Origin of the sequence: Leptothoe spongobia TAU-MAC 1115 (assembly GCF_018739885.1) — a bacterium.
Classification (GTDB): Bacteria; Cyanobacteriota; Cyanobacteriia; order Phormidesmidales; family Phormidesmidaceae; genus Leptothoe; species Leptothoe spongobia.
In genome coordinates, this window is the sequence record NZ_JADOES010000004.1 from 196,230 (window position 1) to 212,910 (window position 16,681).

A 16,681-nucleotide genomic window follows, 5' to 3' on the forward strand; every position below is an offset into this window, starting at 1 on the left:
AGCAGCCTATTCTGACTTAGCCCTAAACACTACTGATTGGGTGCCCACTGACTAATGCGAAAGATAACAAATTCTGCCGGACGCACAGGGCAAACACCCACTTCCACATAGAGACGTCCCAACATAATGGTGTCATGGGTATTTAATTCACCATCACACTTCACATAGAACGATTCTGCTGGAGCGCCGCCCATTAAGGCGCCCTCTCGCCACAGTCTCTCTAAGAAGTTACTGACGGTTCGAGTCACCCGCGCCCACAGGTCCTGATCGTTGGGTTCAAACACCACCCACTGGGTACCAATTTCAATGGACTTCTCAATGTAGCTCAGCAAGCGGCGGACGCTAATATACCGCCATTGCACATTGTCAGGCTCCACCAATGTGCGTGCCCCCCAAACCTTGAGGCCCCGATTATAGCTAGCAAAGTTCCGAATACAGTTGATCCCCAGGGGATTGAGTAGTTCCTGTTCTCTCATATTGGTCTCATAGGCCAGCCCGATCACCCCGCGCGGCGTTTCATTGGCAGGTGCTTTAAATACCCCCCGAGACTCGTCCGTGCGACACCAGATCCCCATCATGTGGCCACTGGGAGGTACCAATTTGGGTCGCCCACCATCCCGAGGATTGGCCACTTTAATCCAGGGATAATAGGTGGCCCCAAACATGGAGCGGCGATTAAACAAACTGAGCCACTTGGCCACATCGGCTGGGCGCTGACGATTCGGGGCTACCGGATCCATACTCTTACCTGGCTTCACTGGTGGGGGATCAATCACCGCCATCCGATAGGCCGGACCAGGGAATGAATTCTCACACATGCTGAGCATCATTTCCATGACCCCATGCACCTGATCAATATCAATTAGCCCCCTCTCGTAGGCTAATAACAAATCAGGGCAGGCCACCATGGAAACCTCATCGATTTCGTATAGCCCTTGGATACCCGTACGGTCATCCCGAGCCCCCTGCAGATCGCGGTTAAATCGCTCGGGCGTACCCACATAGGGTGGTGGGGCAATTTCGTAAGCACCATTGGCGGGACGACGAGAAAGCGGCTGTCCAGATTGAGAGATATTTTCAATGGTGATATAGTCAGAGGCCTCCAACACCGTTACGGCATAGTCAGCCAGCACCGTATCCACCTCTGGATTCATGGTCAGATGCTCGTATTTTTCGAGTTCTTCTTTACCACGGCTTACGACCACGGTGAAATATTCACCATTGTTGAGGGGTGGTTCAGCATCCTCAGGTGCATCCTCAGCCAATGGTTTAGGTTCTCCATTGGCAACAGTCACTGCCAATCGACCCAGGCTGGAGGGTAAGGCTAGGGGGGCTCCAGCCTCTGCAGGCGTTTCCTTGAGATAGCAAGATAGAGAGGGTTTACCACTCGATGTCAACATCTTGGTGGCATTCTCCGCAGCGGTGGGCTGGGGCGAACCCGGTAGCTGAGTGCCGATACTGGTTACCCAGCAGCGTCCGCCACCGTTCATAAACCAGCCTTGCACTGCGAAGGGTAAATAAGCCCCATAATCGGTAAATCCGTCGGAGCCAGGTTTAGAGAAAAATTCCAAATATTGAGCCCAGTTTGTGACCAACATGGGCTCAAATAGTTCGGCATCGCCACGCACATCCTCGGTAAAGCCAATAAATCCGGCAACACTCAGGCTCACCCCTTCAATCGGCCGACTGCCTCGGTCTACCTCTTCAACATAAACACCCGGTGCAAAGTAGTCTAACGCCATGCTGGCTATCCTCCGTGTGGATTGTGTTTGTAGCGTCTGGTGTAGTTTCTGGGAATATTTGTGGGTATAGCGGTATACTTTCACGTCCCTGGCGCGAATCTAGTCCAGAGACCATGCCAGAGATCATGGAAAAGTCTGACTCAGTAACTAATACGTAACTAGTATCTTAATTATGCTTAGCTTTGTTTTTATCACAACAATTTTATTTGTTGCAAAAAGATCTGCATAAATCGACCTCTAATCAGATGCTTTTTTACTGAGCCACATCTCCATATCGATTACGGGCAAGGAGATTTCGCGTTTAGAGTTCGTAGATTTTAAATAGCTGTTCCATTTACAAATACTTACGTTGATCCGGTGAGCGAGTAAACCGTCGCGACTATTGTTCTCGTAAGTTAACAATACTTGTCCGTGATTGAGTCATAAGTTAATGATGAGTTATAAAATGTTGTTGATTCTGGCTGTTTAATCGGCATAATTGTTGAGAGATACTCCAGTCTTTTGAGAAAATCCGTAGCTAAATACTCAATCAAGATGGCTATTAGCCTGTCAGCGATGACCATGGAGTCTTGTGCGAACATTGAAGCACTTACGAATCACTTAAAAGGGTGATTGCTCGGATGAGCGGCCCAATCAACCAGATTTAGAGCAGTCTAAAAAACAAATGAACCTAGAATTCGATGTGAGCAGTGTTAACCAACTGTATGCGCTGGCGACAGAGGCAATGGAAAAGAAATTAATTTCAGCCCATGGGTATCGAGGTGGGCAATATGAGCTGCTGTGTGAGGGCGAATTTATCTTGCTGTCTCCCCATGGGGCAATCGAACATTTGCAAACGCTATTGCAACAGTCAAGTCTCTAAACGTCCATACCGTGGCAATTCATCCTGACATCCATCTGTTGATGCTGATGTTAGGAGGGACCTAGCCAGAGGGATTTTTCTGTTAAACGGTTAGCATTTTTCTTGGGGTTCGTTGGCAAACTGTCCCAAGTGTTGCTGTTGGCTGCCCCTGCCAATTTGCCTTCTTTTTGTAGCTCACGCTGGATACCGTCTATCACATCATCTGTACAGATGATGGATGGTTGACGGTTAACGGCCTTAATACAGGCATAATGCAAGACGTTGATAATATTCCCGCCGGTTAGCTCGTACCCATGGGCTAGCTCTTTCAAATCGATGTCCTTCGCTACCTTGAAAGGTTTGTCCATAAAGGTATCTTGCCACAGCTGCAAGCGCTGCTTGGCATTGGGCTTGGGAAAGCGAATCATGGATTGAAACCGCCGGGCAAAGGCGCTGTCTAAATGAGATTGTAAATTGGTGGCGAGAATGACTAGTCCGGCGTAGTCTTCTATGCGCTGCAAGAGATATGAAACCTGTTGGTTAGCCGCCCGATCATTGGAGCTTTGGGATTCTATACGCTTACCAAACAGGGAATCGGCTTCATCAAAAAATAGGATCCAATCGTGATATTGAGCCTGATCAAACAGTCGAGCCAGGCTCTTTTCCGTTTCGCCGATGTACTTGGAAAGGATTTTCGATAGCTCCACTCGGAAGACGGGTAAACCGGCCTTTTTGCCGAGTAAACAAGCCGTCAAGGTTTTGCCGGTACCGGGGGGACCGTAGAACAGCGTGCGATAGCCTGGCTTAATGCGCTGCTTTAGCTGCCATTGTTCCATTAGCAACTCTTTGTTTTGGGCCCAGGCCAGGATATGCTCAATCTCCTGGCGGGCGGTGGGGTCAAGGACAAGATCGTCCCAATCCAAGGGGGTGGTAATGGCTTGGGCCGGAAATTCGGGAGTAAAGGCAGGGGTGTAGGGTTGTCCTGTGATCAGTCGTTGGCGATATTCTGGGCTGAGATTAATGGCGGCGCAGAGGGGCGGTTCGTTGAGGTGGGGATAATCGAGGGTGAGGATGCCCTGGGCAAATAGGCTGTGTTGCGGTTGGAAGATGTGGTCGTATTGCAGACGGGCATAGAGGTTGTCAGCGGCCAGTAAAAACATGGCGGTTTCACAGGTGGGGAGAAAGCCGCTGTGGGAGTTGCCGGTCAGTCCGCCAAATTCGGTGTAGCCGCGATCGAGATTTTGGTTGCGGATGAAGAATGTGTCGAGGAGATGGGGCTTGAGGTGGGAGATCAAGCAAAGACTTAGAACCAGACGTTCTGCAGACTGTAGCTGCAACTGATGCACGATGGTGGCGTAGGGGGCATCGGTGTCGGGTAACTCGGGTGGGGGAAACAATGCCAATAGGTCATCTGTTGGCTGTTTGTCTTCAAAATATAGTTTGATGCGCTGGTCTAAAATGGTATTGAACCAGGCAAGTTCGTACTCGATGCAGGCTGCATTTTGGGACAATTGATCTAAGGTCGTCATGCCGTCACCAGTGAATGGGCATTGGGTAGGGCCTCCCCAGAACCACTGCGAGATTGGGTAGGAAAGATTGCAGACGCAACGATCACCCCATTTTTAACCAGTCAAATATTTGATTAACCGTAAGGGTTAATTCTAACTCGGGAGAAACGGGCAGGGCCTGGTCCGACTGCCATAGAACGGGCTGTTGTTGTGCTTGGAAAACTAAAATGCTGAGGTCATCGGGATCAATAAACCAGCCCAGATGACTGCCATGCTCCAGGCAATGCAGGATATTTCCTAATACCTTATTGGGTCGCTGATCAGGAGACAGGATTTCGATGGTCCAATCGGGTGGTAGATCAAAGTTGTCGGGCACTTCTCCGGTGGCCGTGAAAGGGATTCGCTCCCATAGAAAAACTGCCACATCGGGAACCGTTGAGCGTCCACCAAAACTGCATCTTAATTCTGGAAAGGCATAGGCAAGTTTTGAGTCTTCTGCAACTTGATTGATGGCAGCACAAAGCTTTCCCTGTAGGCGGCTATGGCGTCCCTTTGGCATTGGCTTTTGGATGATTTTTCCGTCAATGTACTCACTGGCGGGTTTGGTTTCTGGCAATGCCAGAAATTCTGGCAAGGTCAGTGGTTTGGAAGGTGCTTGTACCATTTAGATCACCAAAAGCTGCGGGCTGCTTTGGCACCCATCCGATCAGCTTCCCGTTCTAGGGCCACATCATCATTAATCGCCTCGCCCTGTAAGGTCATCGTCGGTTTTACCCGACCCTGCATCTGCTGTACTACATGCCAGCCTTCGTGGGGGAGCTGCCGGTCCTGGCCCGGTGCTAGGTGAATGTTCTGGCCCTGGGCATAGGCATGGGCATTTAGTTGGGCTGGTTTGGCGGAGTTGTGATGCACGCGGACATCGGAGAGGTCAAAGCCGGACATTTGTTCTAATCCTGCCTTTAAGCGGTCGGGCATGCCCGTACGATTTTTCACGGGAGCGTTTTCTGGCTGGAGTTGAAGCGGGGATTTAGGATCTGTCCTGGCGGTGCTGAGCTGGGCTGGCGAGGTTTGGAGCATTTCGGTCACATCATAGGCTGGGAGGCCGCTGCTCTTCGCCTGGTTCACGGCCACCTGTTGCTGCACGGGACTCGTGGCTGTCTGAGAGGTTAATCCTTTTTTCCAGGATGGGGCAAAAAAGTTATCCGCTGTCGTGGGTTCCGATCCGGGGCGATTACGTTTGCGGTCTTTGGGGGCAAGCATCGTCAGTTTCCTCGATCGTAGGCCTGGGGTTACCTATGGGGTTCGATTGTCCTTAATGGTAATAGTCTATCAATCTTTTCAGGGTCTGATCGGGGGAAATATAGCATTCCCACTACAATAGAGCGGTAAAGACAGAGCGGTAAAGACAGAGCGGTAAAGACGGGACAAACAATGTCAGTTGCGATCACAGAAGCGATCACCACCCTGGCAGAGGCGGAGCAGCGATTTGATCTGCGCCGTACGGAGTCAGACGATTTCTTTCTGGAATGGTTTACTGACTTACCAGCTCTGCTCGACGAGGAGAAAACAGGCTTAACGGAGCTACGTCGTCGATACCAGTATCAGCGTGCCCAGGGGCAGTTGTTAGAAAATACAGTCACACTGTTGTTTGCATCGCCATTGCTTACCCTGGCGGGGTTTTATGATCCTCCGTTTAGGCTAAAGGCGGCGGAGTCGGTCCGGCTTATCCTGGAGGATCCTCAGGAGGTTTTGCAGGGACGGTTAGATGTACTGGTGCTGACGGATCAGTTTTGGGTTGTGGTGCTGGAATCGAAGAAGAAGGCTTTGTCAGTATGGTCGGCGTTACCGCAGACGCTGGCCTATTTGATGGCGAATCCGCAGTCTGAACAACCAGGTTATGCGCTGATGACGAATGGTGATAGCTCGGTATTTGTAAAGCTGGCTAGGGCGTCGGGCGGAGAGTACAATTTCTCGAGGGTGTTTGCGGCACTGACGTCTAATCAGGAATTGTACGGGATTTTGCAAGTTTTGAAGCGGATTGGACAAGTGGTGGTAAACAGGTGACGGGTGGTGGACCATGGACCGTTTTCTAGCGATGAAAGCGGTGCGATGCATTGCTCCCTATATGGCTCACATCTCAGTAAGGTATCCTACAATGGGAAACGGTAGTTCCTAAGGAAACAGTGATGGTTGCAGCGTCACCTAAGTCAGCAGAGCTGTGTATCACCTGGGACCCATTACCAGAGGACTTTAAGCTAGATGAAAAGCCAGTGGAAAATACTGGTCAACCGCTGCTGGCAGGAGCATTGCGAGAATCCCTAGAACTCAGCGGCTGGATCCAACCAAAGATGCTGATTGCCTCTAATTTTGGCCTATGCGCCACGATGAATAAAAACCTGGTGATTAAAGCTCCTGATTGGCTTTATGTTGCCAAAGTAAATAAGCCAATACCAACCCGAAAAGCCTACACTCCCAACTTAGAGGGCGAGGTGCCTGCCGATGGCTATTGGCTACGATGGTGGGATGCCAATGGGCAATTACTCCCGTGGGCGGTAGAAAAAGTGGCTGCCGTTACTCAAAAGGCTGAACAGGAACGACAACGAGCAGAGCGATTGGCTGAAATATTACGCGCGCAGGGGATTGATCCAGATACGGTGATCTCCTAGTGTAGGCGGTGCGACGAGTCACTGAGTTGGATTTGAACACAGATGCGATATTTGCAGCAGGGGGTTGAAGTAGAGAGTAACGAGTAGCAAGTAACAAGTTTTTCGGTAGGGTGTGTTAGCGAGGCTTCGCGTAACGCACCTTCGGGATTGTGGGTAAGCGCGTAATGGGTTGGAAGCGGTGCGACGAGTCACACCCTACTCGCTCAACCGGGCAAAGCATTAAATTTGTTAGGGTGGACATAACAATGTTTCCTTAGAAGCAAGAAAGTGAGCAAATTCTAGGCCTAAAGCCAGTTTTTAGATCCGGGTTGAGGATTTCTTATGGTTCAGGTGCGGGTAGCCAGCCCGATGAGTTTTGAGGCTTTTCTGGAATGGTATCCAGACGATAGTCGTCGGTATGAATTGATTGAGGGAGTTGTGGTTGAGATGTTGCCAACAGGTCCCCATGAAGATATCGGTGGCTTTTTGGGTGCGGAGTTCAACTTTGAAATTCGGCGAAATAAGTTGCCTTATTCAATTCCGCGTACTTGTTTAGTTAAGCCCCATGCGGCAGGCTCAGGCTATATGCCTGATGTGGTGGTCCTAAATCGTGAGTTGCTGAAGCAGGAGCCTCTCTGGCCAACAGCTTCGGTGATTCAGGATGGTAAAACGGCTCCGTTGGTTGTTGAGGTAGTGAGTACCAACTGGCGGGATGATTATGGTCACAAGTTTGTCGAATATGAGGCGATGGGTATTGCTGAATATTGGCTGGTTGATTTTCGGGCACTAGGTGCCGTGCGTCATATTGGTAAGCCGAAGCAGCCAACGATTACGATCTGTCAGCTTGAGGGCGAAGAGTATCAAATTCGACGATTTGTGGCGGGAGAAAAGTTGGTTTCTGGGGTATTTCCTGAGTTGGATTTGACCACAGATGCGGTATTTGCGGCAGGGGAATAAAGTAACGAGTAGCAAGTTCTTCGGTAGGGTGTGTTAGCGAGGCTTCGCGTAACGCACCTTCGGGATTGTGGGTAAGTGCGTAATGGGTTGGAAGCGGTGCGACGAGTCACTCCCTACCCGGCTTTTTAAGTGTGAGTAATTAGTTGGCCATTATTGATTCCAGTGGGGATAATAGGTTTAGAGCCCATTAGTCAAGAGGTCTGATTGTGGTTGTTTCTCAATCCAAGCTCCCCGATGACATCTCAACTCGTCTCACATTAGATGAGTATCGGGCGATGGAAAAAAATAATCCAGAACGCCACGAATACCGGAATGGAGAAATTTTTACGATGTCGGGTGGTTCTGAGATCCACAGCTTGATCGCAAGTAATTTTTTGATTTATTTGGGTTTTTTATTGAGAGATACTGACTTTCGGCTGTACGGTAGTGACTTGCGGCTGTGGATCCCTGACTATCAGTGCGGCACATATGCTGATGTGATGGTGATTAATGGCGAACCCGCGTTAAATGGCGATCGCCAGGATGAGATTCTCAATCCTATATTGATTGTTGAGGTATTATCGCCCTCGACTGAGGCGTACGATCGGGGTGATAAGTTCAGAAAATATCGCTCTCTTTCCAGTTTTTGTGAATATTTGCTGGTTAGCCAAACTGAGCCTTATATTGAGCAATACCATAACCTTGATCGGGATAGTAATGATTTTTGGCAATGGCAGGATCATTCGCACCTGGAGCAAGCGGTCTTTTTGAACTGTTTAAATGTGGAAATTCCCCTCAGTGAAATCTATCGACGCATTCGGTTTTAAGTTGGCAGCGGTGCGACGAGTCACACCCTACGAGCTGGCATTCGATGACATCAATTTATTGTCCAATTCTCTATACGAATGCTATTTATTCTTTCGAAATGTTTGACATTGTTGGTTACAAGCACCATATCATTTGAGATCGCACTTGTTCCTATCAGTAGGTCAAAATCATCAACTGGAATACCTGATTTTCTTAATCTTGCTTTCTCTTTGGCGAATATATCCAGGGCTTCAAAAATGGGCAAGATTTGTAGTCCAGATAAGAAGTCTTGTAGGACGACTCTATTTTTATCTGGGGTGGCACTATTCTCAACACCAAATTTCAGTTCAGCCAGGGTGATTTCGGAGATAAAAAGCGAGTTATCGTCTACGGCGTCGAATTTTTTATCTAGATTATATTTACCCTTGATGTAATAGATACAGATATTTGTATCAAGCAAATATCCATTCATAGTTCTTCAATTTGTCGGTTGGTATTTCGGCTATTTCGTAGTTCCTGAATGATTTGCTCTGCTGATTGAGCAGACTGCCAAGCACCAAAGGCATTTTTCATGGTGTTTGGACCTTGAGACAGATTTTGACGGATGGATTGGGTGAGCCGTTCGATTAAGTCTAATTTCCAGCTGATATGCAGATTTTTGATTAAGCCCCAATAATTGTTTAATACCTGTGAGTTAGATGTTTTCATAGTGCGAAGATAGGATTTTCTATTTTTTATGGTGTAATTTTTAATTAATTGCTCTCAACCATTATAGCGATTATGTTCGGTGCGAAAACGATGTCTGTATTGGGGGCAATGGGGCGGAGTCTTCGGTAGGGTGTGTTAGCGCAGCGTAACGCACCTCCAGGATCGTTGGCAGAATGGGGCGGAGAAGGTGCGACGCGTCACACCCTACAAGGTTCTCGGTGTCGCCCCCTACCTGGCTTATTTTATTACACAGGTGACGTATCAGCGGGTGCCGTGGTTGTGTGAGGAGGTGGGTCGTAAAGCGCTGCGAGAGGCGATCATCCAGGTCAAGCGGACGCATCCGTTTTCGATCGATGAGATCGCGTTGTTACCGGATCATTTTCATTGTTTATTGACGCTGCCGCCAGATGATGCGGATTTTTCGGTGCGGTTACGGTTGGTTAAGGGGTATGTGACGAGGCATTACGGATCGGCGTTGGGGATAAATCGAGGGGTTTCGTTATCTCGGCAAAAGCGTGGAGAACGGAATCTTTGGCAGCGGCGGTATTGGGAACATTTGATTCGCGATGAACGCGATTTTGCACGGCATTGTGATTATATTCATTACAATCCGGTGCGGCATGGGTTATGTAAGAATCCTCAGGATTGGTGCTTTTCAAGCGTGCATCGATTTATCGCAGAGGGAATTTATCCCTCAAATTGGGGCCAAGATGACGATACCAGCGGTAGGGTGTGTTAGCGAGGCTTCGCGTAACGCACCTTCGGGATTGTGGGCAAAAGCGAGAGATTAATTATGTTGCAAAGAGTGAATTAAGTGAAGCGGGGTGGGTTGAAAGCGGTGCGACGAGTCACACCCTACGGTCTCGGTGACACACCCTACCTGGCTTCCTCTGTTCCGGGATGAACGTGATTTTGCGCGGCATTGTGATTATATTCATTACAATCCGGTGCGGCACGGGTTATGTGAAAGGCCGCAGGATTGGCGGTTTTCGAGTGTTCATCGGTTTATTGCGCAGGGGATTTATCCCGAAAATTGGGGTATGGATGAGTGTCCGGCCATTCCGCATGCGTCGTGGGATCGGTAAAAAGGCCGGTAGAGTTTTTTCGACAATCGGTCATACCGTGGGTCGTCGGTCATCGGTAGGGTGTGTTAGCGCAGCGTAACGCACCGCCAGGATTGTTGGAGGACTTATTGGCAACAGAAATTGGGGCGATTTTTGCGGGCGGGGATTTTTTCATGAGGGGAATCGGGTTTGGGGCGAAATGAGTTAGCGGTGCGACGCGTCACACCCTACGCTCGGTGACTACGCTCGGTGACGCTAACAATTGGGCTAAAAGCCTTTTCAATGGCTTTTAGGTTTTGTTATGGGCTTTTTCTTCATTTCGGTTTTGTTATTCGTGTCCCAATTATTTTTCATCATTCAAGGTGTCATAATATAAGTTTCTTGAAACAAGTCTTCATAATCCCATCTTCCCGTTTTTCTACTACTATCCTAATTCGCTTTCTAATTCCTGTATTACCTTTCTTCTATTTTTAATTTAGGGGACATTCACCGTAAGAGTTTTCGATCTGGCAGCAACCCTGAGTAGTTCTTGAAAATTTTGTGTGGTTAAGATACTTTGTGCATCTAGCCAACGGCCTCTATTTGCTTGCAGTATATTCAAAGCTTCCTTCGCTATCTGATAAGCGGCTCTATGTGCTCCATCGGTTATTTTGATTGCCCCAGTAAGGTCGATACCTTGAACCACTCCCTTATTAGGATCAAATGCGTGTCCAGGTCCTTGATCTCCCTCCCATGCAGAAATTTTGGTGGTAAAAACAGCCGCAGAATGCTGAGATGCCTGTCCGAGATAATTAAGCCAAGCACTTTCCAGATTGGCATATCTTTCATAGTTTTCGCGACTTCTTTGGCCTAAACCGGGTTCTTTGGTTATGTTAGCTCTTGTGAGTAAATTTGAAAAAACGAATGCACTGTGCGGTGTATTCGCAATTGGCGTGAGTCTGGTAGTGTGTCCACCAGTTGCAAGATATTGCTGAAAGTTTTGACCTTGACTAAGTTCTACGAAGGTTTCATGGAGAAACCTCTCCCCTTTTACTAAAATTTGCCGGGTGTATGTTTGAGTTGCATCGTCGAATATTTGTCCATCGAAATCGCCAGAGCGAGCAGGTGCGTTTCCAGCTACTGGTTTGTTATCATGTATCCACCGGTTTGATGACCACAAGTATTTCCGCCTCTGCATGATAATTTGGCTATTTGGTAAATTATTTGCTACTATTTTATTCATGGAATAGTTATTCATAGTTGATTGGATTTTTTTTTGGGCAACAGCCTCAGTTCGGTTATCCATAAACCTAAAACCTTGCTTCACAACACTTTTCTTCTGAGCAACCGCATTAGCAACAGCCCTACTTTTATTCTCAGTTGCTTTATTTTCTTGAGCATACATATTCCAATTCCTTTTAATTTTCATTAGTGTTTGTTATAGGCTTTTCTTCATTACCTATAACATTGCAAATAATTGACACTATTCCGTTTATTTGGACTGTGTCATTACTCAAAAGGTGCACATATACCTCCGATTTGGCGGTATATGTGCACCTTCTCACACATCCATATCATCCAATGGTGACTTGAGATTTTCAAATCCCTTTGACGTGATATGGGTGTATATCTCAGTCGTCTTCGAACTACTATGACCTAGCAACGACTGGATATACCGCAGATCCGTTCCCCGCTCCAGCAAATGGGTCGCAAAACTATGTCGCAGCGTGTGTAACGTCACCTCCTTTTTAATCCCCGCATTCTCCACAGCCCGTTGCAATATCTTGCGCAGACTAGTAGTGCTGTACTTGCCGCCCTCAGCACCCTCAAACAACCACTCCTTTGGGCGGTACTGCTTGTAATACTCTCGCAGCAGCAACAATGCTTTTTGCGATAGGAGTGTAATCCTATCTTTATTCCCTTTCGCATCCCGAATGTTGATGCAATTCCGCTTTGAATCAATATCCGTCGGCTTCAGGTTCAGAACTTCACTCCGTCGCAATCCCGCAGAATAGATCAAGTAGATGGCACACTTGTGCTTCAGGTTTTTGATCTGCTTGAAAATCAGCGCCACTTCCTCCTCACTCAACACAGCGGGCAGCTTCTTCGCTTTTCTGGGCCTCTGAATCACAATGGGATCAACCGACTGGCCCAGCACCGCTTCAAAATAGAACTTGATCGCATTGATCGCCTGATTTTGGTAGCTGGCGGAGAGATCCGTGTACTCAACCAAATGCAGCATATAGGCGCGTATCCGCTCCGGCTCGATCTGGTCTGGCTCCCGATCACTATTAAATTCGAGGAACCGAGCCAGGGTAGAGGTATAAGCCTTGATCGTATTCTGGCTGTACCGCCGTATCTTCATCTGCTCCACAAAGGCGGGTGGAACCTGCACCTGTCTGGATGATTTGGCCTGGTTAGAAGATGGTGCATCTGCAGCATTTGCCTCCTTCACCGGCACTTCCTGCACTGGAACAAAGCGGATCTGACCACCGAACTTCCGGTTCAAAAATTCCAGATGATTGGCATAACATAGTAGTGCTCCACCGACAGTCCCTAATCCGTCGCACCAGCTGAATCAACTCATCATCCCGATCAAACAGGAGTTTCAGGCGTTGCTGATTACGATGAATCGTCTTTTCAACTCTGATGATCTTGGTCATGGTCGCCATGGCTATCATTCAACCAGTGTCCCCACTCCTAGAACAAAATAGAACAAAAACGAATTAAACTGCATCGTCGATTTCCCCCGCCCCTGCATCAGTTGCACCCTATGGCTCCGTTCATCGTGCAAAAGCCGCTCCAGACACGTCCCTATCTCGGATGAACTTGGATTTGTTTTTTCCCTGTGTGCTCCACCAATTCAAACATCCTTAGATGTCGCCGGAGGAGATCGTTTCCCAATCCTTCGCGGGTTGTCCTTGCCCATCCCACACAAATTCAGCCTCATACACCTGCCGCTCCAACTTCCCATACTCCGTCCTCATCGCCGCCAACACCTGCCTCATTCCCACCTGCGTCCCCTGCTCCGCTGCCATAAACGCCGCATTCAACGCCACCGTATGAATCGTCCCCCCCGTCACATTAAACCCACCCAACCGCTCATAATCCATCACGCCCATCGGTATCCCCACCGGAAACACCTTCCGCCACAACGCCTGCCGATACTCCTGCGACGGAAACGGAAACTCCACCAAAAACCTCAGCCTTCTCAAAAACGCATCATCCAACGCCCCCCGCAAATTCGTCGCCAACACCGCCAGCCCCCGATACGCCTCTATCCGCTGCAACAAATAATTAATCTCCACATTCGCATACCGATCATGACTATCCTTCACCTCACTCCGCTTCCCAAATAACGCATCCGCCTCATCAAAAAACAAAATCGCCCCCCCCTCTTCCGCCGCATCAAACAACCGCCGCAAATTTTTCTCCGTCTCACCGATATACTTACTCACCACCGACGACAAATCAATTCGATAAAGGTATAGATTCAGCTCATTCGCAATCACCTCCGCCGCCATCGTCTTCCCCGTCCCACTCACCCCCGCAAACATTGCACTCACCCCCAGGCCCCGGTTCATCCGCTCCCGAAAGCCCCAATCATCGTACACACGACTCCGCAACCGCACCTGGTCCACAATCTGGCGTAGTACACCCATTGCCTCATCCGGCAACACTAACTGATCCCAGGTCGCCTTTACATCGATCCGTTGTGCCAATGACTCCAGGCGTGGGCGGGTACGGTTTAAGCAGGCGTTCCAAAGTAGGGGAGCAGGGGAGCAGGGGAGCAGGGGTGAGGGGGTGTCAGACTTGCTACTTTTTACTTGTTCCTTGTTACTTTTTTTCTTTGACTTTTGACTTTTGCCTGTCGCCTTTTGACTTCCTATTTCCCCTATCTCAGAAAAATTTAAACAAAACTGACTACTCAAAACCGCCGCCTGCCCCGCCGCGTCCTTACCCAACACCGCCACCCATTCCTGCCGCTGCTCCACCGCCGTCGGCTTGCCCACCTCTCTTGTAATCGCCTGTCGATGGGGCGGCAACCGCACCTCCCGACTATCCACAAACACCAACCCACTACACTGACTCAAAAACCGCCGCAGCGACACCTTATTTTGCGCATCTGAGCCCAGCTCCTGAGTATCAATAAATAATCCCACCCGCGACAAATACGCCTCCCGCTCCCATAGCCGCAGAAACTGCGTAAAGTCGCTATTACCCGCAGGGATCAACTCCCCCATCAACCCATACAGCTGCGCCCCGAACTGAGCCGCCACCACCTGGGCCAACAACGACTTCGTCTCCTCGCTAGTGCCCAACAACTGCACCACCGGCAACGGCCCACTCACCCCCGCCAACGACTCGCACAGCTCTGCGACCACTTTTTGCTGCGATGTCGAAATCCTGGGCTCCTGAACCGGGTCCGACCCCACCAACGGCGTCAACAACGACGCCAGCCGATGATCCAACCGCCCCGAGCCCATAATATGATTGACGATCCGCTCATCCGCCTTCAGCATCGACTGGGGCAACGGCTGCGGCTGGTTCCCATGGATTTCCACCAAGCGCCAGTACCGCAACGGTGCATCAATGGTCATCACATCCCACTGCACCGCTTCAAATAACTGAAACCCCAAGGCAAATGTGGGAAACGCCCAACCCCGGCCCCCCTGGGCCTGATCACACAGCTCCGGCAGTAGCGGATCCACCTCCATGGCCACACACAGCAACAAGATCCCCATTTCCAGCTCAGAGAGATTAAACCGATCGCCCAGATCGATCGCCGCCGGGGGTGGATCCACCGCAGCGGAGGCTGCGATCGCAGCTTCCGCCTCAGCCATCATCTCAGTCGTCACCGCTTCATCGCCCACCACCCGTCGCAGCCGCAGCCGCAACCCCTGACAGACCGCTAACAAATAAGACCGATTATTCTCTTCCCAGGTACTCATGGCACCGTAATCCTCACCTGCTGTTGCGGGTCAACCTGCATGGGCACAGCAGACACATCCACCGGCATACTATCCACGCCATCCACCCGCAACCGCACCGGATATACCCCCGGCGTCAGCTCACGAATCCGAAATGTGAGTCGCGATGCCCTCGGATCATCCTCAGGATGAGACATCTCATAGACCGCAATGGTGCGATCGCCCCAGATCAGCATCACCCGCTGGTCCCCACGCACCGCAGGCACACAAGTCAACGACAAACTCACATTCCCCGCCGACACCTCCAACGGATCCAACCCCGAAATGATCGGAGCCACCGCCAGGGGAAACTCATTACTCACCCGCATTGAACCAGAGGCCCGCAACACCCCCACCGCCACCGTCCAAAATCCGGCCAGCCAGGGAGAGTCCGGGGACAACATCGTTTCCACCGACGTCGCCGAAGGTGGCACCTGGGGCACCAGATCAATCGGCTTCGCCAATAACGGATGCCGTAACTGCACCGTCACCGCATCCCCAGCAAAATGTTCACCCCGAACTAACACCCGATCGCCCACCCGCGCACTGGGTTGTCGATGGGGCAATGTTATCCCCGTAATCATCGGCGGCAACCCCGGCATGACAAAGGGACCATCCCCCACACCACTGCGGGACAACACCGGCATCGCCCCACCCACCGGGCCACCGATGTCGATCATAATCACCGATACCTTTAAGGCCACACTGGGTCGATAGGGATTTTGTAGCACCTGCCACACCTTAGACATCTCCTCAAAAGTGAGGGCAACGGGGCTAATTTGAATCTTTTCAAGTTGGCGATGTAAATCACTATTGGGCAACTCACGGGCCGTAGCAGTTTCAATCTCGGCCGCACCCAGGGTAAGACCATCCGACAAAAACTGAATCACCCGCCCTAACAAAAGATGACTTTTCGCTTCACTGCCATTTTCACCATAGGCCGCCACCAGATAATAGAGATCTAAGGCAACGGACGTTTTCTGGGGCGTTCTCACCTTGCCACGGGGCTGGAGTGACTGTTGATGCCCTAACTCTAGCTTGGGCATGGCGTGATACAGCAACAGATTAATCCGATTGCTGTCACCATTGGCCTGGGCTTTTTCCAGCGTCACGGCTGTGACAGTGGCACTATCAATGGCACTGCGAATTCCCTGATTAATCAAAGACTGCAAGGTGGTGGTGACCGCTGCAATGGCCAACGAATTACTCATAACAAGATAGAATAAACCACCTTAGACGGCACTTCTTTTGCACCCAAAAAACCGTAGGGTGGGTAACACCCCTGGATTACCTATTACAATCATCCAACAACACCCGTACCCACCAATGCCAACATTCAAGCATCAGAAAAAACCGTAGGGTGGGTAACCCCCTGGATTACCTGTTGCAATTATTCAACAACAACTTTACCCACCAATGCCGACATTCAAGGGCGAATCAGGTAGGTGGATAACGATTTTGCCTTAGCCGGTGGGCAGTGC

Annotated in this window: 16 protein-coding genes and 1 pseudogene; 7 read left to right on the forward strand and 10 right to left on the reverse strand. The window is 49.9% G+C overall.

What is annotated here, in order from left to right; all coding sequences use genetic code 11:
* Positions 1-29: 29 nt before the first annotated feature.
* On the reverse strand, positions 30-1,742 hold the full coding sequence (locus tag IXB50_RS03640; protein WP_215607577.1) for a phage tail sheath family protein: 1,713 nt from the start codon (positions 1,740-1,742) through the stop codon (positions 30-32).
* A gap of 664 nt (positions 1,743-2,406) precedes the next feature.
* Between IXB50_RS03640 and IXB50_RS03645 the strand changes: the two genes are divergently transcribed.
* A complete protein-coding gene (locus IXB50_RS03645; protein WP_215607578.1) occupies positions 2,407-2,604 on the forward strand; it encodes a hypothetical protein in 198 nt (65 codons plus the stop codon).
* A 50-nt stretch (positions 2,605-2,654) separates the two neighbouring features.
* Here IXB50_RS03645 and IXB50_RS03650 read toward each other — a convergent pair whose 3' ends face one another.
* From IXB50_RS03650 to IXB50_RS03660, 3 genes are all read right to left on the reverse strand, one after another.
* Positions 2,655-4,112, reverse strand: a complete 1,458-nt coding sequence (locus IXB50_RS03650; protein WP_215607579.1) for an ATP-binding protein — start codon at positions 4,110-4,112, stop codon at positions 2,655-2,657.
* 82 nt (positions 4,113-4,194) lie between these two features.
* The gene (locus tag IXB50_RS03655; protein ID WP_215607580.1) at positions 4,195-4,755 is read right to left on the reverse strand and encodes a Uma2 family endonuclease; all 561 of its coding nucleotides are present in this window, start codon (positions 4,753-4,755) and stop codon (positions 4,195-4,197) included.
* A 5-nt stretch (positions 4,756-4,760) separates the two neighbouring features.
* Positions 4,761-5,351: an eCIS core domain-containing protein gene (locus tag IXB50_RS03660; protein WP_215607581.1), complete on the reverse strand. Its 591-nt coding sequence runs from the start codon at positions 5,349-5,351 to the stop codon at positions 4,761-4,763.
* A 171-nt stretch (positions 5,352-5,522) separates the two neighbouring features.
* Between IXB50_RS03660 and IXB50_RS03665 the strand changes: the two genes are divergently transcribed.
* The 4 genes from IXB50_RS03665 to IXB50_RS03680 all read left to right on the forward strand — a co-directional run bounded on the left by IXB50_RS03665 (position 5,523) and on the right by IXB50_RS03680 (position 8,499).
* Complete coding sequence (locus IXB50_RS03665) at positions 5,523-6,155, forward strand: type I restriction endonuclease subunit R (protein WP_215607582.1); 633 nt, start codon at positions 5,523-5,525, stop codon at positions 6,153-6,155.
* 122 nt (positions 6,156-6,277) lie between these two features.
* A complete protein-coding gene (locus tag IXB50_RS03670) occupies positions 6,278-6,757 on the forward strand; it encodes a hypothetical protein (protein WP_215607583.1) in 480 nt (159 codons plus the stop codon).
* Positions 6,758-7,078: 321 nt separating this feature from the next.
* Positions 7,079-7,693 (forward strand): Uma2 family endonuclease, encoded by a 615-nt coding sequence (locus IXB50_RS03675; RefSeq protein WP_215607584.1) that lies wholly within the window; start codon positions 7,079-7,081, stop codon positions 7,691-7,693.
* A 206-nt stretch (positions 7,694-7,899) separates the two neighbouring features.
* A complete protein-coding gene (locus tag IXB50_RS03680; RefSeq protein WP_326520719.1) occupies positions 7,900-8,499 on the forward strand; it encodes a Uma2 family endonuclease in 600 nt (199 codons plus the stop codon).
* Between the two features lie 50 nt (positions 8,500-8,549).
* Here the strand turns inward: IXB50_RS03680 and vapC are convergent, their stop codons facing one another.
* Together vapC and IXB50_RS03690 are read right to left on the reverse strand one after the other, a co-directional pair.
* On the reverse strand, positions 8,550-8,951 hold the full coding sequence (gene vapC / locus IXB50_RS03685; RefSeq protein WP_215607585.1) for a type II toxin-antitoxin system tRNA(fMet)-specific endonuclease VapC: 402 nt from the start codon (positions 8,949-8,951) through the stop codon (positions 8,550-8,552).
* On the reverse strand, positions 8,948-9,187 hold the full coding sequence (locus tag IXB50_RS03690) for a hypothetical protein (protein WP_215607586.1): 240 nt from the start codon (positions 9,185-9,187) through the stop codon (positions 8,948-8,950). The genes vapC and IXB50_RS03690 overlap by 4 nt, the downstream gene beginning before the upstream one ends.
* Before the next feature lie 187 nt (positions 9,188-9,374).
* On the opposite strand from IXB50_RS03690, the gene IXB50_RS03695 reads away from it, so the two are divergent.
* Positions 9,375-9,926: an REP-associated tyrosine transposase gene (locus IXB50_RS03695; RefSeq protein WP_326520720.1), complete on the forward strand. Its 552-nt coding sequence runs from the start codon at positions 9,375-9,377 to the stop codon at positions 9,924-9,926.
* A gap of 142 nt (positions 9,927-10,068) precedes the next feature.
* Positions 10,069-10,272 (forward strand): annotated as a pseudogene (locus IXB50_RS22730) (REP-associated tyrosine transposase); the annotation flags it as partial.
* A gap of 454 nt (positions 10,273-10,726) precedes the next feature.
* Here IXB50_RS22730 and IXB50_RS03700 read toward each other — a convergent pair.
* From IXB50_RS03700 to IXB50_RS03715, 4 genes are all read right to left on the reverse strand, one after another.
* On the reverse strand, positions 10,727-11,635 hold the full coding sequence (locus IXB50_RS03700; RefSeq protein ID WP_215607587.1) for a hypothetical protein: 909 nt from the start codon (positions 11,633-11,635) through the stop codon (positions 10,727-10,729).
* Positions 11,636-11,791: 156 nt separating this feature from the next.
* Positions 11,792-12,739 carry a site-specific tyrosine recombinase/integron integrase gene (gene xerA, locus IXB50_RS03705; protein ID WP_215607588.1) on the reverse strand — a complete coding sequence of 316 codons (948 nt, stop codon included), beginning with the start codon at positions 12,737-12,739 and terminating at the stop codon, positions 11,792-11,794.
* A gap of 364 nt (positions 12,740-13,103) precedes the next feature.
* A complete protein-coding gene (locus IXB50_RS03710) occupies positions 13,104-15,182 on the reverse strand; it encodes an ATP-binding protein (RefSeq protein ID WP_215607589.1) in 2,079 nt (692 codons plus the stop codon).
* Positions 15,179-16,411 carry a DUF4255 domain-containing protein gene (locus tag IXB50_RS03715; protein ID WP_215607590.1) on the reverse strand — a complete coding sequence of 411 codons (1,233 nt, stop codon included), beginning with the start codon at positions 16,409-16,411 and terminating at the stop codon, positions 15,179-15,181. The genes IXB50_RS03710 and IXB50_RS03715 overlap by 4 nt, the downstream gene beginning before the upstream one ends.
* Positions 16,412-16,681: the final 270 nt, after the last annotated feature.